19 protein-coding genes are annotated in these 20657 nt (G+C 73.7%); 12 read left to right on the top strand and 7 right to left on the bottom strand.

From position 1 onward, the window contains the following. Nucleotides 1–248: 248 nt before the first annotated feature. The 3 genes from ACLBYG_RS27470 (at nt 249) to ACLBYG_RS27460 (ending at nt 2315) form a co-directional block, all read left to right on the top strand. The gene (locus ACLBYG_RS27470) at nt 249–1340 is read left to right on the top strand and encodes an acyltransferase family protein (RefSeq protein ID WP_447683565.1); all 1092 of its coding nucleotides are present in this window, start codon (nt 249–251) and stop codon (nt 1338–1340) included. Nucleotides 1341–1426: 86 nt separating this feature from the next. Then, nucleotides 1427–1846, top strand: coding sequence for an RNA polymerase sigma factor region1.1 domain-containing protein (locus tag ACLBYG_RS27465; protein WP_447683564.1), 420 nt, complete (start codon nt 1427–1429; stop codon nt 1844–1846). Between the two features lie 79 nt (nt 1847–1925). Next, entirely contained in the window at nt 1926–2315 is a 390-nt protein-coding gene (locus tag ACLBYG_RS27460) for a phage holin family protein (RefSeq protein ID WP_012318288.1), read from the top strand. A gap of 179 nt (nt 2316–2494) precedes the next feature. On the opposite strand, the gene ACLBYG_RS27455 is transcribed toward ACLBYG_RS27460, so the two are convergent. Both ACLBYG_RS27455 and ACLBYG_RS27450 read right to left on the bottom strand, forming a co-directional pair. Next, complete coding sequence (locus tag ACLBYG_RS27455; RefSeq protein ID WP_447683563.1) at nt 2495–4201, bottom strand: HWE histidine kinase domain-containing protein; 1707 nt, start codon at nt 4199–4201, stop codon at nt 2495–2497. A gap of 384 nt (nt 4202–4585) precedes the next feature. Beyond that, entirely contained in the window at nt 4586–4804 is a 219-nt protein-coding gene (locus ACLBYG_RS27450; protein WP_020094759.1) for a hypothetical protein, read from the bottom strand. A 225-nt stretch (nt 4805–5029) separates the two neighbouring features. Here ACLBYG_RS27450 and ACLBYG_RS27445 point away from each other — a divergent pair, with 225 nt between their 5' ends. The 3 genes from ACLBYG_RS27445 to ACLBYG_RS27435 are packed head-to-tail and all read left to right on the top strand — an operon-like array spanning nt 5030 to nt 8878. Then, nucleotides 5030–6301, top strand: a complete 1272-nt coding sequence (locus tag ACLBYG_RS27445; protein WP_447683562.1) for an MFS transporter — start codon at nt 5030–5032, stop codon at nt 6299–6301. Further along, the gene (gene fhuF / locus ACLBYG_RS27440) at nt 6298–7116 is read left to right on the top strand and encodes a siderophore-iron reductase FhuF (RefSeq protein WP_447683561.1); all 819 of its coding nucleotides are present in this window, start codon (nt 6298–6300) and stop codon (nt 7114–7116) included. Before ACLBYG_RS27445 ends, fhuF begins: the two co-directional genes overlap by 4 nt. Before the next feature lie 13 nt (nt 7117–7129). Beyond that, nucleotides 7130–8878 (top strand): ABC transporter ATP-binding protein, encoded by a 1749-nt coding sequence (locus tag ACLBYG_RS27435; RefSeq protein WP_056527267.1) that lies wholly within the window; start codon nt 7130–7132, stop codon nt 8876–8878. A gap of 12 nt (nt 8879–8890) precedes the next feature. On the opposite strand, the gene ACLBYG_RS27430 is transcribed toward ACLBYG_RS27435, so the two are convergent. After that, the gene (locus ACLBYG_RS27430; protein ID WP_447683560.1) at nt 8891–9946 is read right to left on the bottom strand and encodes a LacI family DNA-binding transcriptional regulator; all 1056 of its coding nucleotides are present in this window, start codon (nt 9944–9946) and stop codon (nt 8891–8893) included. A 333-nt stretch (nt 9947–10279) separates the two neighbouring features. Between ACLBYG_RS27430 and ACLBYG_RS27425 the strand changes: the two genes are divergently transcribed. Continuing rightward, nucleotides 10280–10960: a DUF4142 domain-containing protein gene (locus ACLBYG_RS27425; RefSeq protein ID WP_103986000.1), complete on the top strand. Its 681-nt coding sequence runs from the start codon at nt 10280–10282 to the stop codon at nt 10958–10960. Nucleotides 10961–11211: 251 nt separating this feature from the next. On the opposite strand, the gene ACLBYG_RS27420 is transcribed toward ACLBYG_RS27425, so the two are convergent. Continuing rightward, nucleotides 11212–11418, bottom strand: coding sequence for a hypothetical protein (locus ACLBYG_RS27420; RefSeq protein ID WP_447683559.1), 207 nt, complete (start codon nt 11416–11418; stop codon nt 11212–11214). Between the two features lie 241 nt (nt 11419–11659). Here ACLBYG_RS27420 and ACLBYG_RS27415 point away from each other — a divergent pair, with 241 nt between their 5' ends. After that, complete coding sequence (locus ACLBYG_RS27415; RefSeq protein WP_056527261.1) at nt 11660–11881, top strand: DUF6894 family protein; 222 nt, start codon at nt 11660–11662, stop codon at nt 11879–11881. Nucleotides 11882–12134: 253 nt separating this feature from the next. Here ACLBYG_RS27415 and ACLBYG_RS27410 read toward each other — a convergent pair whose 3' ends face one another. Continuing rightward, entirely contained in the window at nt 12135–12998 is an 864-nt protein-coding gene (locus tag ACLBYG_RS27410) for an SMP-30/gluconolactonase/LRE family protein (protein WP_447683558.1), read from the bottom strand. Between the two features lie 26 nt (nt 12999–13024). Further along, nucleotides 13025–14350 (bottom strand): sugar MFS transporter, encoded by a 1326-nt coding sequence (locus ACLBYG_RS27405; RefSeq protein ID WP_447683557.1) that lies wholly within the window; start codon nt 14348–14350, stop codon nt 13025–13027. Nucleotides 14351–14511: 161 nt separating this feature from the next. Here ACLBYG_RS27405 and ACLBYG_RS27400 point away from each other — a divergent pair, with 161 nt between their 5' ends. Next, the gene (locus ACLBYG_RS27400) at nt 14512–15675 is read left to right on the top strand and encodes an aldose epimerase family protein (RefSeq protein ID WP_447683556.1); all 1164 of its coding nucleotides are present in this window, start codon (nt 14512–14514) and stop codon (nt 15673–15675) included. Beyond that, complete coding sequence (locus tag ACLBYG_RS27395) at nt 15672–17471, top strand: IlvD/Edd family dehydratase (protein ID WP_447683555.1); 1800 nt, start codon at nt 15672–15674, stop codon at nt 17469–17471. Before ACLBYG_RS27400 ends, ACLBYG_RS27395 begins: the two co-directional genes overlap by 4 nt. A gap of 75 nt (nt 17472–17546) precedes the next feature. Here the strand turns inward: ACLBYG_RS27395 and ACLBYG_RS27390 are convergent, their stop codons facing one another. Continuing rightward, complete coding sequence (locus tag ACLBYG_RS27390) at nt 17547–18260, bottom strand: FadR/GntR family transcriptional regulator (RefSeq protein ID WP_447683554.1); 714 nt, start codon at nt 18258–18260, stop codon at nt 17547–17549. Between the two features lie 468 nt (nt 18261–18728). Here ACLBYG_RS27390 and araD1 point away from each other — a divergent pair, with 468 nt between their 5' ends. Both araD1 and ACLBYG_RS27380 read left to right on the top strand, forming a co-directional pair. Then, complete coding sequence (gene araD1, locus ACLBYG_RS27385) at nt 18729–19709, top strand: AraD1 family protein (protein ID WP_447683553.1); 981 nt, start codon at nt 18729–18731, stop codon at nt 19707–19709. A gap of 1 nt (nt 19710) precedes the next feature. Then, nucleotides 19711–20637 carry a Gfo/Idh/MocA family protein gene (locus ACLBYG_RS27380; protein WP_447683552.1) on the top strand — a complete coding sequence of 309 codons (927 nt, stop codon included), beginning with the start codon at nt 19711–19713 and terminating at the stop codon, nt 20635–20637. Nucleotides 20638–20657: the final 20 nt, after the last annotated feature.

Below are 20657 nucleotides of genomic sequence, written 5' to 3'. Positions count from 1 at the left end.
ACCCGACACGATTCGAACGTGTGACCTTTGCCTTCGGAGGGCAACGCTCTATCCAGCTGAGCTACGGGTGCTGGCCGTGGCCATTCCCTAGCCCAACCGCGCCGGGAGCGCAACGGCGCCCGCACCGTCGCGTGCGGACGCGGGCGACGCGGCCAAATCTCCGGCGCGTGTTGCCCCAGCGTCCTTGCCTTCGCGCGCCGTTTCCCGGCCCCTGGGCGGCGGGCAGAGGCGTCGCGGAGCGGGCAGGGGTGGCGGAGACGACGGGCGGCCGGGATCCGCGGGCGAACAATTTCGGGTCCCTGCGCCTCCTGTTCGCGGGCCTCGTGATCCTCGCGCACGCCCCCGAACTCGTGGACGGGAACCGGTCCCGGGAGTTGCTGACGCAGGTCTTCGGAACCCTGTCCCTGGGGGAGATAGCCGTCGACGGCTTCTTCCTCGTGAGCGGCTACCTGATCACCGCGAGCTACCGCGCCAAGCGCTCCTTCGGCGACTATCTCGCGCGGCGGGCGCTGCGGATCTACCCGGCCTTCGTGGTCGCGTCCCTGCTCTGCATCGCCGTCGTCGCGCCCCTCGGCGGCGGCAACCTCGCGGCCGCCTCGCCGCTCGAGACGCTGCTGAGACTGTCGCTGCTGCTGATGCCGGTGGTCCCGGGCGCCTTCGCCGAGCTGCCCTACCCGCTGCTCAACGGCTCGATGTGGACCATTCCGTGCGAGTTCGGCTGCTACCTGCTGCTCGGCCTCGTCGGCACCGCCCGCGCCTTGCGCCGCCGCGGGCGCTATCTCGGCCTGCTCGGGGGGCTCGGCAGCCTCCTCGCCCTGCGCTGGCTCTTCCTGCCCGTCGGGCATCCGGGCGACACCCTCGGATCCCTGTCGGAGATGATCCGCCTCACCTTCGTGTTCTGCTGCGGCGGCGCCTTCCGGCTGTTCGCCGACCGGATCGCCTACACGCGGCGCGGCGCGACCCGCGCCGCCCTGCTGCTCCTGCCGCTGATGTTCAGCCGACCGCTGGCCGAGCCGGCCTTCGCGATCCTCGGCGGCTACCTGATCTTCTGGTTCGCCTTCGCGGTGCGCCCCACCGCCCTCAGCCGCGCCACCGCCCAGGTCGACCCGTCCTACGGGCTCTACCTCTACGCGTGGCCGGTGCAGAACCTGCTGGTCGCGCGGATCCCCGGCATCTCGCCCTGGACGGTCGCCGCCCTCGCCCTCGCGGCCGCCATCCCGCTCGGCCTGCTGAGCTGGTACCTGATCGAGCGGCCGATGCTCCGGTTCCGGCCGGGACCGGGCGGCGCGCGGCTGGAGCCCGACGCGATCCCGGCGGCCGCGCCCGCCCTCGGGGCCTAGCGCCGGAACGCCCGCGGCCGCCGGTAACCGGCGCCACCCCGGCGCGTTCTCGATGGACCATCGGGACGCGGCCGCGGAGGCGGGACATGACGCAGGCTCTGGAGCGCGCGACGCTCGACCGGCTGGTCGCCCTCGGCCGCGACCGGGGCCTCCTCACCGCCGACGATCTGCGCGCCGCGCTGCCCGTCGAGCGGATGGACGTCGACGCCCTGGTCCTCGTGATGCTGGAGCTGGAGGCGGCGGGCGTGAGCGTCGAGCCGGAGGCCTTCGGCCCCCCGACGGACCGGGCGGTCCCGGTCTCGGTCGCGCTTCCGGCGCCGCGGCCCGGCACGCCGCCGGTCCGGGACGCGGAGGCGGGGCAGGGCGCGGCCTTCGCGCCGCCCGCATCCGCCGCGCCGGCCGCCCCGGAGCCGGTCCCGGACGACGGCGCCGATGGCGGCCGGGCCGTCCTCCTGGCCGGCCTGGCGACCGTGCTGATTCTCGGCGCCGTGCTCCTGATGCTGTGAGCGCCCGGCGCGGAACGCATCGGGCCGCGGCTCCGTTGGCGAGAGCCGGCCGGTGACGGCCCCGAGGATTCTCGTATCCATGCGTCAGACCCCGGACGGAACCCTCGCCCTGCTGATCGCGGCCCTGCGCGAGGGCACGGCACATGTCGAGGCCCTGCTCACGCTGGCGCGGACGGAGGTCGACGGCAATTTCCGGGCGATCGTGTCGCTGATCGCCATCGTCGGCACGATCCCGGTGTTGCTGATCGTCACCTTCTTCCTCGGCCTCGACGCCGTGGTGAAGCTGCTGGCCGTGCCGTTCGGTGCCGAGGCGCCGGCCGCGCTGATCGTCGCCGCGCCGTTCCTCGTCATCGCGCTCGGCCTCGGCTGGATGGGCGCCCGCCGGATGGCGCTCTCGAACCTCGAGCCCTGGCGGACGTGGCGGCAGGTGAAGCGCGACGTCCGGGAGGTGACGCGCGCCGGCGCGTGATACCGGGACCGGAAAACCTAAAAATATCAACGTGTTTCAGAGGAATGCTCGCGCGCACTCTGAGCGCGGATCGACCGCGCGCCACGCGCGGCGTGCGGAGGGGCGCGTTCAACCGATCTGCCAGGATCCGTGCGCAAAGCTCTGCTCCGACGACTGAATCCGCCCGAGCCGGTCTGCATCTAGCCCGTCGGCGCCAGCATGGTGCCGAGACCCGGATCGAGCGGGACGTCGAGGCGGCAGCGCAGGCCCTCGGCCTCGAAGGTGAGGTCGACGGTGCCGGCGAGTTCGCGCCGCACGCCGCCGGCGATCAGCCGCGTCCCGAAGCCCACCCGGGTCGGCGCCCGCACCGGCGGGCCGCCGCGCTCCTCCCAGCTGAGCCGCAGGCGCCGCTCCCCGGCCGCGCCGGCGGCGAGCGACCACGCGACCCGGACGCGGCCCTCGCGGACCGAGAGGGCGCCGTACTTGGCCGCGTTGGTGGTCAGCTCGTGGACCGTCATGCCGAGGGCCAGCACCTCGCGGGGGCTCAGCGACACGTCCGGCCCGTCCAGGCGGATCTGGTCGTCGCCGGTCCGGTAGGGTCCGAGCTCGCTCTCCAGCACCTCGCGCAGGGGGGCCCCGCTCCAGTCCTCGCGGGTCAGGAGGTCGTGGGTCTTCGACAGGGCCAGGATCCGCGCCTCCAGGACCTCCGCGGAGCCGCGGGACTGGCGGGCGAGGGCCTGGACGGTGGCCAGGGTATTCTTCACCCGGTGGTTCAGCTCGTGCAGCATCGTGCCCTGCTGCGCCTGCAGGGCGCGCCCGCGCTGGATCTCCGCGCGCAGCTCGGCGGTGCTGCACTGGAGGGTGCCGGCCATGGCGTCGAGCTTGCTGCCGAGCCGGTCGAACTCCGCGGCCCCGCGCAGGCCGGTGCGGGCGGCGAGGTCGCCGGCCTGCCACGCCGCCGCAGTGCGCAGGAGCCGGTCGACCGGTCGCCGGATGAACACCCGCCCGGCCACGAGGGCGGCGGCGAGCGCCAGGGCCGCCCCCAGGGCGATCAGAACCAGCCCGCGGCGGGTGGCGGCGTCGATATCCGCGAAGGCGGTGGCGTAGTCGCGCCCGACGACGACGCGCACCCCGGCCAGCGGGCCGTCCGGCATCGCGGTGGCGATGATCCGCTTCCGGCCGTCGAGGCCGGCGGCGGCGCGGACGTCGCTGCCCTGGGCCTCCAGCATGGCGGCCCGGTCTGGCGGGATCGGCCTGCCGATCCAGGCCGCCTCGTCCGGGCGGCGGGCGATGATCAGGCCGTCCCGGTCCGTCACGGTGATCGCCGTCTCCGGCTGATGGAGCGCCTGCTCCAGGTGATCGGAGAGCCAGTCGAGGTCGACGGCGGCGAGCAGGACGCCCGCCGGGGCCCCCGCCGACTCGCCGACATGAACGGCCCGGGCGAAGTGGATCGACGGCCGCTTCGTCTGGAAGCCGACCGCGTAGCCGCCCACCGCGTAGCCGCCCCGCTCCAGGGCGCGGCGGTGATAGGCCCGGCCGCGGCTCGAGTACGAGCCCGCGGGCGCGCCGGCGCTGTCGCAGATCACGGCCCCGTCGGGGTCGGTGAGGGCGATCAGCAGCACGTGCGGCAGCCGCGCGGCAGCCCGCCGCAGGTAGGCGGTGCAGGCCGCCGGCTCCCGCGCCTGCACGGTGGCATCCTCGGAGATCAGGTCGAGGGCCTGCTGCATCCGCTCGGAGATCTGGGCGAAATCCTCCGCGACGTCCCGCGCGGTGGCGCGGGCGTCGGCCCGCACGGCCGCGTCGCGGCTCGCCCGCAGGGCGACCTCATTGTAGCCCTGGATCGCCAGCGCCGGGGCGAGGGCGAGCAGGACGAGCAGTAGGATGCGGGTCGTCAGCGACAGCGGCATCGGCGGTCAGTCGCGACCGGCGATCGGCGCGGGCGCCCGCGCGGCCAGGGTCTCCACGGAGCACGGCTCGGTGATCATCCGCATCCCCGATTCGAGTCCGCCGGTGGCGAAGGTCGCGCTCTCGGCGGAGCCGGCGACGCGCAGGCCCCTCGGATCCGGCCGTCGCGGCCGCCGGGCAGGCCGACATGGCCGACATGGCCGACCAGCAGCCCGGCCGCCGCGCCCGCGCCCATGGGGCGCCGCCGGATCGGGCGGATGCGATCGGCGCGCGCGGGGGCGGATTCGAGGGCCGGACGCCGTCTCATGTCGGCGTTGTTGCAGAACCGGTCGGCCCTTGCCAGTGCGCCGCGCGGTCGGGGCGGCGGGAGCGTGGGCCGGCTCGCCTCAGCGCCCGCGGGGCCGGCCGGCCTCCGGACGCAGGTGCAGGAAGCTGCGCTCGCCGGTCGCGGCCTCGGCCACGTGCTGGATCGTGTCGAGCAGATCGGACACGGCCCGCGGCCCGGCCGGCCGGAAGCCCGCCCTCGGCTCGACCCAGCGCCCCTGCGTGCGGTCCGCGGCGATCTGCGCCTCGCTCAGCGCGTCGAAATCCCGGCGTCGGGTCATGGCTCAGCCCTCCGCCGGGGACTCTGTCGGGGGCATGGTTGACGAAAGGTTAACGCCGGATCCGGCGGGGCGGCGCGCCGCGAATACCCGCCGGCTTGATCCCCGGCACAGGCCTCTCTAAACAGCGAAAACCGAGGTAAATCAATAGATTAGTGTGATTATAAACTGCGGTCTCCGGGCCGGCCCGGATCGCGGCACCGGTCGAGGTACGGCGTGCGGGGGGCGATGACCGGTTCCGCCGGACCCGCCATCGGCACCCGGGTCGTCGACACCCTGGCGGCCCTGCGGCCGCTGGCGCCGTTCTTCTGCCTGTACGTGACCTTCGGGGCGACGCTCGGCTTCCTGTCCGGCGGGGCGCCGCTGATCCTGCGGGCGCGGGGCGTGGAGCTGGCCGAGGTCGGGCTGCTGCAGCTCATCAACCTGCCGGTCGGGCTCACCTTCCTGTGGGCGCCCCTGCTCGACCGGCTCCGCCTGCCGATCCTCGGCCACCGGATCGGCTGGATCGCGGCCGCGCAGGCCGCCTCGGTGCTCCTGCTGGTCGTCCTGAGCCTCGGCGAGGCTTGGCCGCTCCCGGCGCTGCTCGCCCTGGCGATCGCCGCCTGCGCCTGCGTGGCGACCATGGACATCGCCCTCGAGGCTCTGGTGGTCGAGACCGTGCCGGCGGAGCGGCGCGCCTTCGTGGCCTCGGCCAAGCTGTGCGGCGCCTCCCTCGGCGGGATCCTGGGGGTCGGCGTGCTGGTCGGCTCCTACGACAGCCTGGGCTGGCGCGGGGCGGTCCTGGCCTGCGCGGCCCTCGACGCCCTCTGCCTGCTGCCGATCCTGGGCTACCGGGAGTCGCGCCTGCGCGAGACCCGGAGCGCCGGTGCCGGCACCGCGGCCGGTGCGGGCCCGGAACGCTGGTCGGGCTCCCTGGCGCGGCTGCGCCGCCTGGGCGGTCGCGTGCTGGTGCTCGGCGCCTACTTCGCCGCCTCCTACCTCGTGGGCGGGCCCAACACCCTGGCGCTCCTCGATCTCGGCGTCCCGCTCGGGCAGGTCGGCACGCTCACCGGCACCGTGCTCCCGGCCGTGAACCTCGTCATGGCGCTGGCGGCCGGATGGCTGGCCGCGCGGTTCGGCACGGTCCGGCTGATCGCCGTGGGTGCCCTCGGCGTCCTGGCCTCCGGGGGCCTGATGGTCGTCGCCTGCGCGGGCCGGGTGCCGGATCTCGGCATCGCCGCCGCCGTGCTGGGCTTCGTCGCGGGCGGGTTCCTGGGCGTGCCGGTCTTCAACATGATCTACCGCTGGGCCCAGGGGCCGAAGCCCGCCACCGACTACGCGCTCCTGTTCGGCGCCGCCTTCTTCGCCGCGATGCCGCTGCGGGTGGCGGCCCCGGCGCTCGCCGGCTGGATCGGCTGGCCGGGCTACTTCGCCGCCACCCTGCCGCTCTACGCCGCCGCGGTGGCGTGGCTCGCCGTCGCGGTGGACCGGACCCTGCGCGACGACGGGGCGGCGCGATGATCGCCGAGATCGCCGCCCAGGTTCCCGACACGCTCGCGGCCTACCGGGACGGGGTCGCCGAGGGCCCAGGCGGCCCGGACGCGCTGCCCCTCGGCGCCCTGCGGGACGGGGCCGTGTTCGACGCGACGCTGGCCGCCTTCGGGGCCGGGTTCGGCGCGGCGTTCCGGACCGCGGACCCGCGGGTCCGGGTCTCGTACTGGAGCCAGTTCTACCTCGCGGCCCTGGCGACGCCGGCGCTGACCGCCCTGGTGCGCCTCGGCCGGCCGCTGCCGCTCGCCTTCGAGGCGGTCAGCCTCGAGCTCGACGCGGCCGGCCGGCCGCGCCGCTTCCGCCTGCCCGCGGACGGGTCGGCCCGCGCGGCCTGCCCGGCGCCCGGCCTGACCGGGCTGGTGGAGGCGCATCTGCGCCCGTTCGTCGAGCTCTGCCACGCCCGGTGCGGGATCGCCCCCAGGGTCCTCTGGGGCAACGCCGCGGTGATCCTCGACTACGTCGCCCGGGAACTCGGGGACCCGCTCGCCGGGCTGGCTGGGGACGGGGAGGGGGCCGGCACCACCTGCGCGAGCGCCTGTACCACCACCTGCCCTACCGCCCGCGCCGCAGACCGCGCCGCCGCCTGTAACGACGTCGCGGCCTGCCTCGGATGGCGCGCCGGCCCCGGCTGCGCTAGGAGCCCGCTCGAGAGTCCTCTTGCGCAGGCGCTCTGCCCGGGACCTTCGGGCTGCCGGCGGCGGCGCGTCTGCTGTCTGCGCCACCGCCTGCCGGGGGTGCCGTCCTGCGGCGCGCTCTGCCCCGTCGAGTGCGCCGCCCAACGTTGATTCGAGCCGCGCGATGCTGAAGGCCTTCCTCGCCTATTACCGGCCGTACCGGACGCTGTTCCTGGTCGATTTCGGCTGCGCGGTGCTGTCGGGCCTGCTGGAGCTCGGCTTCCCCATCGCCGTGAAGGGCTTCATCGACAGCCTGCTGCCCCGGCAGGACTGGGGCCTGATCCTGCTCGCCGCGGCCGCGCTGGCGCTGGTCTACGTCGCCAATGCCGGCCTGATGGTGGTGGTCACCTACTGGGGCCACGTGCTCGGCATCAACATCGAGACCACGATGCGGGCGCGGGCCTTCGACCACCTGCAGAAGCTCTCCTTCCGCTTCTACGACGGCCAGAAGACCGGCCACCTCGTGGCCCGGGTGACCAAGGACCTGGAGGAGATCGGCGAGGTCGCCCATCACGGGCCCGAGGACCTGTTCATCGCCGTGATGACGCTGTTCGGCGCCTTCGCGCTGATGCTCTACGTCCACGCGCCGCTGGCGCTGATCACCGCGGCGATCCTGCCGCTGATCGCGTTCGTGTCGATCCGCTACGGCGGCCGCATGACCCGCAACTGGCAGGCCCAGTACGGCCGGGTCGGCGCCTTCAACGCGCGGATCGAGGAGAATGTCGGCGGGATGCGGGTGGTGCAGGCCTTCGCCAACGAGCCCCACGAGCGCGCCCTCTTCGCCCTCGACAACGCCCGCTACCGGGACACCAAGCTCGAGGCCTACCGGCTGATGGCGGCCGGCCTGTCGATCAACTACCTGGGCCTGCGCCTCGTCCAGATCGCGGTGCTGCTCGGCGGCGCCGCCTTCGTGGTCCGGGGCGACCTGACGCCCGGGGGCTTCGTGGGCTTCCTGCTGCTGGTGGGCGTGTTCTACCGGCCGCTGGAGAAGATCGGCGCCGTGGTCGAGACGTACCCGAAGGGGGTCGCGGGCTTCCGCCGTTACCAGGAACTGCTGGCCACCGAGCCCGACATCACCGACCGGCCCGGCGCCCGCGCGGTCGGCGCCCTGCGCGGCGACATCCGTTTCGAGGGGGTGGGCTTCGGCTACGGGCCCGGCCGCCCGGTCTTCGCCGGCCTCGACCTCGCGGTGGCGGCCGGCGAGACGGTGGCGTTCGTGGGTCCCTCGGGGGTCGGCAAGACCACCCTCTGCGCCCTGCTGCCGCGCTTCTACGAGGTCGAGGCGGGCCGCATCACCGTCGACGGGATCGACATCCGCGACATCACCCTGGCGAGCCTGCGCCGTCAGATCGGCATCGTCCAGCAGGACGTGTTCCTGTTCGCCGGCACGATCCGGGAGAACATCGCCTACGGGCGCCTCGACGCCGCCGAGGCCGAGATCGACGCCGCCGCGCGGCGCGCCCGTCTCGGCGGGCTGATCGACAGCCTGCCGGAGGGCCTCGACACCGTGGTGGGCGAGCGCGGCGTGCGCCTGTCGGGCGGCCAGAAGCAGCGCATCGCCATCGCGCGGGTCTTCCTCAAGAACCCGCCGATCCTGATCCTCGACGAGGCGACCTCGGCGCTCGACACCGAGACCGAGCGGGAGATCCAGCGGGCGCTCGCCGAGCTCGCCCGCGGGCGCACGACCCTGGTGATCGCCCACCGCCTCGCCACTATCCGGGACGCCGACCGCATCGTGGTCCTGGGGGAAGGCGGGGTCGCCGAGGAGGGCCGGCACGCGGCACTGCTGGCCGCCGGCGGCCCCTACAGCCGCCTGCACGCGGCGCAGTTCGGGCGCGGCGAGTCCGGCGCGGGCGTCCTCGCGGCGGAGTGAGAGCCGGCCTCGCTAGGGTGCCGCCGGCGCGCTCGACTCGCGCACGACGAGGCGCGCGGGGAACAGCGTCTGGGCGAGGTCGTCCGGCGCCCGTGTCCCCTCGATCAGTTCGACCAGCGTCGCGAAGGCGGACCGGACCATGTCGAGCACCGGGACATCGACCGAGGTCAGGCTCGGGACCGCGTAGGCCCCCTGGCTGAGGTTGTCGAAGCCGACGACGCGGATCTCCGCGGGGACCCGCACGCCGCCCTCGTGCAGCGCCCGCAGCACGCCGAACGCCACCCGGTCGCTGGCGGCCACGACGGCGTCCGGCCGGGCGCCGGGTCCGGCCTCCAGGAGAGCCCGCGCGGCCCGGTAGCCGCCCGCGGCGGTCCCGTCGCAGGCGACCACGAGGGCGTCGCGCAGGGGCAGCCCCGCCGCCGCGAGGGCATCCCGGTAGCCGCGGAACCGCTCGGTGGCGGCGGCGGGCCGGCGCGCGTCGCCCGCGAGCAGGCAGATCGACCGGCTCCCCGACGCGATCAGGTGGCGGACGGCCCCGTGGACCGCGTCGCGCTCCGCCAGCGCGACGTAGTGCGTGCCGGGCACCTCCAGGCCGAACACCACGAACGGGCATCGCTTGGCCTGGAGCAGGCCGATCAGCGGGTCGTCCCGATCCTCGGCGAAGACCACGAGGCCGTCGACCCGGGCCTCGCTGACGAGGCCGGCGATCCGGCCCGGGCCGTCCGGGTCGTCGGCGCGGCGGCAGCGGTGGACCAGGGTGTAGCCCTGCCGGTCGGTGACGGTGCCGAAGGTCCGGAGGACGTGGCCGTGATCGGCCGTCTCCCCCGGGCGGCCCCCGTCGGCGGCGGGCTCCGGCGCCGGAGCGAACACGCAGGCGATGCTGCGACTGGGCTTCTTGCGCAGGGACCGGGCGGCGAGGCTGGGCACGAAGTCCAGGTCGCGCATGGCCGTCTCGATGGTCTCGCGCGTGGTCCGGGCGACCTTCTGCGGGTGGTTCAGGACCAGCGAGACCGTCTGGAAGCTCACGCCGGCCCGTCGGGCGACGTCCTTGATCGTCGTCTGGCCCATCGTCACCTCGAGAGCCGGTCCGGATGGCCGCGCCCCCGCGCGGCGCCGCCTCGTTCGGTGCGCCAATCTAGATCTGTATCGATCGGAGATAAAGCCGCGGGCCGGGCGGCGAAGACGGCGTATGCCCGCGCAAAGGCTGCGCAGGACCGGTCATTCGCGCGCGAAATCCGATCCATCCTGCGGTTTCTCGGTGCCCCGATCCCGCCGTTCGGACGGCCCGCCGGGCAGGAACCTTGTCCCCCCTGTGCGGTTCGCCGGGCAGCACCTCAAGCGATGATCGGGGCGTCGGGTGCCTCACCCAATCCGGATGCCACTCCCATGATGCACCGTCGCATGCACAGACGCGCTCTCCTCACCACGATGCTGGGCGCCACAGCGGCCCTGGCGGTCACCCGCACAGCCCTCGCGCAGGTCACACCGGCCGGCGTGATTCCGACCGGCGCCTATCTCCAGATGGCCACCGGCGGCGGGCTGTTCCTGGAGAACACGGCCCGCGACGCCCACGCGAAGACCACCAATCCCGCCGTCAAGAAGTTCGCCCGCGCGGAGGTGGTCGAGCAGGTGAACCTCGCCCGCAAGATCAGCGCCTACACGGGCGGCGCCCCGATCCCGGGCCCGGCCGCGGCGGGCCCGGGTGGCCTGATCGGCGGCCTCGTCGCGGCGCCGGTGGCGGTGGCCGGCACGGCCGTGAATGCGGCGGGCAGCGTCGCCGGCAGTGTTGCGGGCGGTGTGATCGGCGGACCGGCTCCGGCCCAGGGCATGACCACCGACGCGCAGAAGGCGCAGATCCTGGCGCAGCTCAGCGCCATGCCGCCGGGGCCGCAATATGATGCCACCTTCGTGAACGCCTCGCTCCAGGGCCATCAAGAGGCGCTGAGCATCCACGGCGCCTACGCCCGGTCGGGCGAGGATCCCGGCCTGCGCGCGATCGCCCGCGGCGCCCTGCCGCTGATCAACCTGCACATCGCCCGGCTCGACCGGATGCAGGCGATGATGGGCGCTCAGCCGGGGTGAGCGGCCGGACGACGGGGTCGGTGCGCCGCGCGGCGCACCGGCCTCCTCGCGGTTGTCTCGTAGTTGTCTCGCAATTGTCCCACCGGCCTCGAACAGGACCCCGTCAGCCGGCCCGATCGCGCAGGCGCCGCACCAATCTGAGCAGCACGCCGCGGATATGGGATCGAAGCTGGGTGTTTTCTGCCATGGGACGCCGTTCGAAGCGCCGGATCGCGGCGCCTCGAGAAACACATCCCTTGGACGGACCGTTGCTACGTAAAAAGCGGGATCGTTGCCGCGGCCGAGCCGCAGAACCACCCTCCAAGGACGTAGCCCGTGGCCCGGATCGACGGCGCCCCGCGGCCCATATGATGGGACCGGATCGTCGACAGCACGCTCCTGATGTGCGCGCGCAGCTTGTCCTTGCGGAGCGCGGCCGTCTCGACGCACGGGTCGGGCGGGTTGGCGGAGGTCGACATGTCACGGGGCCCCGGCTCAGGCGCGCCACCGCTCCGGGCCGTCGGACGACGGCGGGGGGACGCTGTAGATTCTTGTACTTGATAACGTGAGCGGAATCTCGGGCGGACGGCGCAGATCCGAGCAAACTCCATGTTTTAGATGCATTAAGGTTTATCCGACCGAAGACCTTTCCCAGTCGTGTATCGCACTACGTAGAGATATCCGGACGATCGCCGCGGGGCTGCAGCAGGGGGGAGGTCGGTGTCCGAGCGCTTCTACTTCGACCTCGAGAGCGGCGAGGAGACGATCCGGGACGACGACGGCGTGGAGGTCGGCAGCCTGGCCGAGGCCATGGCCGAGGCGCGCAGCGTCATCGCCGAGATGGCCGACGAGGTCTGCGCGGCCGATCCCGACCGGTCCTGGAGCTTGGTCGTGCGCGACGCCGCCGGGTACGCCCGCCACCGGCTGCCGATCCGGCGGTAGCGCCCGACAAGAAGCCCGCCGCGGCCTGGCCGGGCGGGCTTGAAGGTGATCTCGTCTCGGAGAAGGCCCGACCGTAGACCCGGCACGGGGCGACCGCATCCCCCATCCGGAGGACGCCGACGCACGATCCCGCGACCGCAGGCCCGCGACTGCCGACCCGCGACCGCCCGCCGCGGCAGCTCGGACGCCGGAGGACCCGCCCCGCTGGAGGAAAGATCTGCGCAGGGGACTCACGTCCTCGGCGCCGGGTCGGTCAGCCCGCGAAGGCGCGGGGCGGCAGGCCGGCGACGCCGACGTCGAGCTCGAACAGCGCGCCGGCCTCCGGCACGTGCTCGGCCCCCTGCGCCGCCGAGGTGACGAACAGCCGGTCGAGGCCGGGACCCGCGAAGGCGCAGCTCGTGATGTTGGGGGCGGGCAGGGGGATCGCGCGCAGCAGGCGCCCCGCGGGATCGAAGCGGCTGAGCCGGCCGCCGCCCCAGTGGGCGATCCACAGGCAGCCCTCTTCGTCCGTGGTCATGCCGTCGGGCCAGCCCCAGTCGTCGGGGAAGCGCAGGAAAGGCCGCTTGCCCGTCAGCGCCCCGTCGGCGGCGAGGTCGAAGGCGTAGACCGTCCGGGCGGCGCTGTCGCTGTGATAGAGGATCCGGCCGTCGCGGCTGAAGGTCGGCCCGTTGGCGACGCCGTAGCTGGTATCCATCCGCCGCCACGTCAGGTCCGGGTCGAGCCGATGCAGGGCGCCCGACACCACGGTCTCGGCCTGGTGCATGCTCCCGGCCCAGATCCGGCCGGCGCCGTCGACCTTGGCGTCGTTCAGGCGGTTGTCGGGATCGTCGGGCTCGGGGTCGCCGATCGGCGCGAGGCGGTCCGCCTCCAGGTCGTAGGTCGCGAAGCCGCTCTTCAGCCCGACGACGAAGTCGCGCCGGCCCGCGCGGGGGATGATCCAGCCGAGCGGTTCCGGGAACGGGCGCGTGCCCACGGCCCCGTCGGCGAGGTCCAGCCAGTTCAGGGCCGGCGCCTCGATATCGACCCAGAACAGCACGCCCCGCTCCGGAACCCAGACCGGGCCCTCGCCGAGCCGATCGCGCCCGGGCCGGTCGAGGATGCGGATCCGTGGGTCCATGGCGGGCTCCCCGATCTGGCCGACGCTCAGGCGCCGGCCGGCCGCGCTGCGGCGCCGGTCCGGCAACCCCAGAGCGCGTAGAACAGGACGTAGAGCTCGCAGGCGGCGGTGATCAGGAAGGAGTGCTGCAGCCCGTACCGGTCCGCCGCCCAGCCCTGCACCACCACCAGCGACCCGCCCGCGATCGCCATGATCAGCAGCCCGGCGCCCTCCTCGGTGAGCGGACCGAGGCCGCGGATGCCCAGGGTGAAGATCGTCGGGAACATGATCGCGTGGAACAGGCCGACCGAGATCAGCGCCCACAGGGCGAGGTGGCCGGTCGCGAAGGTCGCCACCAGCATCACCGCGCAGGCGCCGATCGCCGCGCCGGCCAGCACGGTCTCGGCCGGGCGCCGCTGCATCAGGTAGCTGCCGACGAAGCGGCCGACCATCATGCCGCCCCAGAGCAGGAACAGGTAGCGCGAGGCCTGGGCGTGGGTCAGGTCGCCGATCTCGGGCTGCGACACGAAGTTGATGAACAGGTTCGATACCCCGATCTCGGCGACCAGGTAGATGAAGATCGCCGGCACGCCGAGCACGAGGTTGCGGTGGCGCCAGAGCGACAGGCCGGCGCGCTCGGCCCTGGCGGCCCGGGCGGTGGTACCGCCGGAACCGCTGATGGCGGGCAGCGGGAAGCGGGCGATGACCGCGGCGAGGACGACGAGCACCACCGCCACGATCAGGTAGGGCAGCTGCACCGACTGCGCGTCGGCCAGGCGCTCGGCCGGGGTCAGGGTGGCCCCGGCGGCGGCGTTGCCCGAGGCCGAGCGGCCGAGGATCAGGTAGCCCCCGAACAGCGGCGCCAGGGTCGTCCCGAGGGAGTTGAACGCCTGCACGAGGTTGAGCCGCGCCGGGGCGCTCTCGGCCGGGCCGACCACCGCCACGTAGGGGTTCGCGGCGACCTGCAGGAGGGTGATGCCGCTGGCGATCACGAACAGGGCCGTGAGCGTGATCGCGTAGGAGACCCGGTGGGCGGCCAGGATCATCCCGAGCGTGCCCAGCGCCATGATGCCCAGTCCCGTCACCAGGGCGCGCTGGTAGCCGACGCGCTCGATCAGCTTGGCCGCCGGGATCGAGGCGACGAAGTAGGCGATGAACCAGACGGACTCGATCAGCGTGGTCTGCGTGTAGTCGAGGTCGAATACGCTGCGCAGGTGCGGCAGCAGCGTGTTGTTGATGACCGTGATGAAGCCCCACATGAAGAACAGGCTCGCCAGCAGCGACAGGGCCGGGCGGTAGCCGCCCCGGTCGCGCGCGGCCTCCGCCCCCGTCCGGGGCGCCGCGGTCCCCGCGGTCGCGATCGGTCCTGCCATCCGGCGTTGTCCTCTGCCTCTCGGGCCACCTTGTCGGGGTCCTGTGTTGTTCCTTTTATTTGTCTGAGTATATATCGGGTTCGCGGACGTCAACCGCGAGTCCCGTCGCGGTCCGGCGCACGACCGGCGCGGCGGGCGGAATCACGAAGGGGGAGAGCGCGATGCGTGGAGTGGGATCCCTGGCGCTGTGCGCCTGTGCGGCCCTGCCGGGCCTGACGCCGGCACCGGCCCGGGCGGCCGAGCCGACCCGGGCGGTGTTCGGCACGCTGCCGGACGGCCGGACGGTGGAGGAGGTGACGCTGACGAACGGCAAGGGCGTCACGGCGCGGATCCTGTCGTGGGGGGCGCTCCTGCGGAGCCTCGACGTGCCGGACCGCTCCGGCAAGGCCGCGGACGTCGTGCTCGGCTACAATGACCTCGCCTCCTACCTGGCCAAGGGCAACTATTTCGGCGCGAGCGTCGGGCGCTACGCCAACCGCATCCGCGCCGGGCGCTTCACCCTGGACGGCCGGACCTACACGCTGGCCATCAACGACGGCCCGAACGCCCTGCACGGCGGCGCGTCCGGCTTCGACAAGCAGCTCTGGACGATCACCGCGGTCAAGGGCGGCGCGGCCCCCTCGGTCACCCTGCGCTACGTCAGTCCGGACGGCGAGGAGGGCTATCCCGGCACGCTGACGGCGACCGCCACCTACGCGCTGGACGACACGAACACCCTCACGGTCGCCTACGAGGCGACGACCGACAAGCCGACGATCGTCAACCTGACCAACCACAGCTTCTTCAACCTCGCGGGCGAGGGCTCGGGACGCTCGATCCTCGACCAGATTCTGACCATCCCGGCGGAGCGCTTCACGCCGGTCGACGCCACCCTGATCCCGACCGGGGAACACCTGCCGGTGGCCGGCACGCCCTTCGACTTCCGCGAGCCCGCGGTGATCGGCGCGCGGATCCGCGACGGGCGGGACGCGCAGATCGTGCGCGGGCGCGGCTACGACCACAACTGGGTCGTGACCGACGCGCCCACGGCCGAGCCGCACCCGGTGGCGCGGGTCGAGGATCCGGGATCGGGCCGCGTCCTCGACGTGGCGAGCAACCAGCCCGGCCTCCAGTTCTACGCCGGCAACTTCCTCAACGGGACCGCGGTCGGTAAGTCCGGCCTTGCCTACCGCCAGTCGGACGCCCTGGCGCTGGAGCCGGAGCTCTTCCCCGACACGCCGAACCAGGCGGCCTTCGGCTCGGCCCGGCTCGATCCCGGCAAGACCTACCGGAACGTGATCACCTACCGCTTCTCGACCAGCCCCGCCCACCGGACCCAGAAATGACCGACCGACCGATTGCACGGCCCCTGCGCTCGCGCGCGTGGTTCGACAACCCCGACAATATCGACATGACGGCGCTCTACCTGGAGCGCTACCTAAACTTCGGCCTCAGCCTTGAGGAGCTGCGCTCGGGCAAGCCGATCATCGGCATCGCTCAGACCGGCTCGGACCTGTCCCCGTGCAATCGCCACCACCTCGTCCTCGCGGAGCGGATCCGCGAGGGCATCCGCGAGGCGGGCGGGATCGTCCTCGAATTCCCCGTCCACCCGATCCAGGAGACCGGCAAACGGCCGACCGCCGGCCTCGACCGCAACCTCGCCTATCTCGGGCTCGTGGAGCTGCTCTACGGCTACCCCCTCGACGGGGTCGTGCTGACCACGGGCTGCGACAAGACCACCCCGGCCTGCCTGATGGCGGCCGCCACCGTGAACATCCCGGCCATCGCCCTGTCGGTGGGGCCGATGCTCAACGGCTGGTTCAAGGGCCAGCGCATCGGATCCGGCACGATCGTCTGGAAGGCCCGCGAGATGCTGGCGGCCGGCGAGATCGACCATGACGGCTTCATCAAGCTGGTGACCTCGTCGGCGCCCTCGACGGGCTTCTGCAACACGATGGGCACCGCCACCACGATGAACACGCTGGCCGAGGCGCTCGGCATGATGCTGCCCGGCTCGGCCGCGATCCCGGCACCCTACCGCGACCGGCAGGAGGCCGCCTACCTGACCGGGAAGCGCATCGTCGCCATGGTGGCCGAGGACCTGAAGCCCTCCGACATCCTGACCCGCGACGCCTTCCTCAACGCCATCGCGGTCAATTCCGCGATCGGCGGCTCGACCAACGCGCCGATCCACCTCGCGGCGATCGCCCGCCACATGGGGGTCGCGCTCGACATCGCGGACTGGCAGACCCACGGCCTCGACGTGCCGCTCCTCGTCAACCTGCAGCCGGCGGGCGCCTATCTCGGCGAGGATTACTACCGCGCCGGCAGCTTGCCCGCGGTGCTGGCGCAGCTCATGCGCCGCGGCCTGATCCGCGAGGGCGCGCTGACGGTGAACGGGCGCACCCTCGGCGACAATTGCCGCGGCGCCGCGATCGAGGACGAGGACGTGATCCGGCCGATCGACCGGCCGCTCAAGGAGGCGGCGGGCTTCCTAGTCCTGCGCGGCAACCTGTTCGACGCCGCGGTGATGAAGACCAGCGTCATCGGCGCGGAGTTCCGCAGCCGCTACCTGTCGAACCCGGAGGATCCGGACGCCTTCGAGGGTCCCGTCGTGGTGTTCGACGGGCCGGAGGATTACCACGCCCGGATCGACGACCCGAGCCTCGGCATCACCGAGGAGACCCTGCTGGTCATGCGCGGGGCCGGGCCCGTGGGCTACCCGGGGGCGGCCGAGGTGGTGAACATGCGCCCGCCCGCGCAGCTGATCCGGGCCGGCGTGCACGCGCTGCCCTGCCTCGGCGACGGGCGCCAGTCCGGCACCTCCGGCTCGCCGTCGATCCTCAACGCCTCGCCCGAGGCGGCGGCCGGCGGCGGCCTCGCCCTCCTGCGCACCGGCGACCGGGTGCGGATCGACCTGCGCCGCGGCACCGCCGACATGCTGGTCGACGCCGACGAGATCGCCCGGCGGCGCGCGGCCCTGGAGGCGGCGGGCGGCTACGCCTATCCGGCCTCGCAGACCCCCTGGCAGGCGATGCAGCGCGCCGCGGTGGGGCAGATGCACACCGGGGCGATCCTGGAGGGCGCCGAGGCGTTCCAGCGCATCGCGCAGACGCGCGGCGTGCCGCGCGACAACCACTGAGGCCGCTGAGGCCACTCGGGCCACTCGGGCCACTCGGGCAATGTCCGGGCCGGCGGCGCCCCGCCGCCGGCACCGTCAGGGCCGCATCGCCAGCTCGGTGTCGGCGAGGGCGAGGCGGACCAGCTCGGTCATCGTCGCGCGGGCGGCGTCCGGGTCGCCCGCCACGATCGCGTCGTAGAGGGCGCGGTGATCCGGCATCGGATCCCGGGGCAGGCCCTGGCGGCGGTGCTTGAAGATCGTCGTCCACGTGACCGCGGCGGCGATGGAGCTCGACAGGGCGATCAGCGCGCCGTTGCGGGCCGCTTCCAGGATCGTGTTGTGGAAGGCCTGGTCGGCCGCCCGCCCGGCCTCGGTGGCGAGGCCGTGGCGGCCCATCTCCTCCAAGGCGTGCCCCATCCGGGCGATGTCGAGGCCGGAGCGCCGCTCGGCCGCGAGCGCGGCCGCGGCCGGCTCGACGATCATCCGCAGCTCGAACAGGTCGCGGATGAAGGACTCGCTCGGCTCCGACTCGAAGGCCCAGGCCAGGATGTCGGGATCGAGCAGATTCCAGCGGCTGCGCTGGCTGACGCGGGTGCCGGTACGCGGGCGGCTCTCCACGAGCCCCTTCGCGCTCAGGATGCGGACCGCCTCGCGATAGGCGGTGCGCGAGACGTTCAATTTCTCAGAGAATTCGATCTCGCCGGGCAGCACGTCCCCGGGCGCGTAGCGGCCGCCGAGGATCGCCGCGCCTAGATCGCGGGCGACCGAGCCGTGGATGCGGCGCGACCCCGAGGCAAGGGGCAGCGTCACATTCTCCGAGCCCCGCTCCTGCCTCACCGCATCCACCTCCGGTCCGGGCCACCGGGTCGGGGCAGGAACGGCGTGATCGTATCCTGAAGTTGTAGGAGCGCAAATAGGAACGCCCGCCGCACCGAAGTCGCGGCCGCGCTTGCGGCCAGAGGCGAACTGCTCTAGCCTAATTGTATGAGTAGTTAATCGACAGGATCCGTCACGGTCCGCGGCAGCGTCCGGGTCGGCGCGGGCGTCGCCCCCGCGATGGCGCAGGGCGGTCCGTTCCCGGCGACTTCGGGCGGCCGCGACGGCGCGGTCGGGCCGCTGGCGACCGAGCGGATGCCGCGCCCAGTCCTCCACCGGGACCTGGCGCGCCGGATCGACGGCGCTCGCGCCCCGCAACCCGGCCACTGACAGGCCGCCGCGCGACCCTCGACGGCCGCGCGTTCAGGACGCCCCGAAGCGGTCGTCCCCGGGAGGACACAGATGGGACGATCACTCCTACAATTTCGCGCCGCCGACGGGCAGCGCGGCGTCGCGCTGCTCGCCGACGGCCGGGCGCGGCGGGTGCTCGGCGTCGACAGCGTGCTCGCCCTGGCGCGGAGGGCTCTCGCCGCGGGGGACGATCTGGCGGCGACGGCGGAGCGCGCGGGGCTCGGCGCGCCCGTCGATCTCGACGCGGTCCGGCTCCTGCCGCCCGTCGATCACGCCGATCCCGCGCACCTCCTGCTGAGCGGCACCGGCCTGACGCATCTCGGCTCCGCCGAGGGCCGCGACGCGATGCACCGCGCGGCCGCGGCCGACCCGGCGCCGACCGACTCGATGCGTATGTTCCGGATGGGCGTCGAGGGCGGGAAGCCGGCGCCGGGCGAGACCGGCGCGCAGCCCGAGTGGTTCTACAAGGGCGACGGCTCCGGCCTCGTCGCCTGCGGCGAGCCGCTGGTCTCGCCGGCCTTCGCCCGCGACGGCGGCGAGGAGCCGGAGATCGCCGGGATCTACCTGATCGACGCCGACGGAACGCCGGTGCGCCTCGGCTTCGCCCTGGCGAACGAGATCTCCGACCACGTGACCGAGCGCGGCAATTACCTGTGGCTCGCCCATTCCAAGCTCCGCCCGGCCGCCCTCGGCCCGGAGCTGTGGCTCGGGGCCCTGCCGCCGGACGTGCGCGGCACGAGCCGCATCCTGCGCGACGGAGCCGTGCACTGGGAGAAGCCGTTCCTGTCCGGGGAGGCCAACATGTCCCACAGCATCGCCAATCTGGAGCTGCACCACTTCAAGTACGCGCCGTTCCGGCGCCCCGGCGACGTGCACGTCCACTTCTTCGGGACCGCGACCCTGTCGTTCAGCGACGGCGTCGCGACCCGGCCGGGCGACGTGTTCGAGATCGCGGCGGCGCCGTTCACGCTGCCCCTGCGCAACCCGCTGGCGATCGCGCCGGCGGACGCGCCGTCCGTGCGGGCGCTCTGACATGGCGGCCCCGATCCGCATCGGCCTCGTGGGCGTCGGCAAGATCGCCCGCGACCAGCACTTGCCGGCCATCGCCGCCTCGCCGGACTACGCGCTCGTGGCGGTGGCGAGCCGGCACGGCGGCCTCGACGGGGTGCCGAGCTACGGCAGCCTGGAGGCGATGCTGGCGGCGCACGGCGACCTCGACGCCGTCGCCCTGTGCCAGCCGCCGCAGGCGCGGTGCGCGGCGGCCCTGGCGGCGATCGCGGCCGGACGCCACGTCTTCCTCGAGAAGCCCCCGGGCGCGACGCTGGCCGAGGTCGGGCTCCTGGTCGCGGCCGCGCGGGACCGGGGCGTGAGCCTGTTCGCGAGCTGGCACTCCCGCTGCGCGCCGGGGGTGGAGCCCGCCCGCCGGTGGCTGTCGGGCCGCAGGATCCGGTCGGTGGCGATCGCCTGGCTGGAGGATGTCCGGCACTGGCACCCGGGCCAGGACTGGATCTGGGACGCGGGCGGGATGGGCGTGTTCGATCCGGGGATCAACGCCCTGTCGATCGCCACCCACATCCTGCCGCCGTTCTACCTCACCGGCGCGACCCTGTCGGTGCCGGAGAACCGGCAGGCGCCGATCGCCGCCGACCTGCACTTCGCGGACGCCGCAGGCACCCCGATCCGCGCCCGGTTCGACTGGCGCCAGACCGGGCCGCAGACCTGGGACATCCGCGTCGAGACCGACGACGGCCCCCTGGTCCTGTCGCGGGGCGGGGCCGCCCTGTCGATCGCCGGCCGCGACCAGCCGCTCCCGCCCGAGGCGGAGTACCGCGGCCTCTACGACCGCTTCGCCGCCCTGGTCCGCTCCGGCACCAGCGACGTCGACCTGAATCCGCTGATCCACGCCGCCGACGCCTTCATGCGCGGCGAGCGCCGCGCGGTGGAGGCCTTCACGGACTGACCGGGAGGCCCCCCTGCGGG

It is taken from the genome of Methylobacterium sp. D53M, from assembly GCF_053345625.1.
The sequence above is the reverse complement of the archived record's forward strand: the minus strand, read 5'-3'. Positions and strand labels throughout refer to the sequence as shown.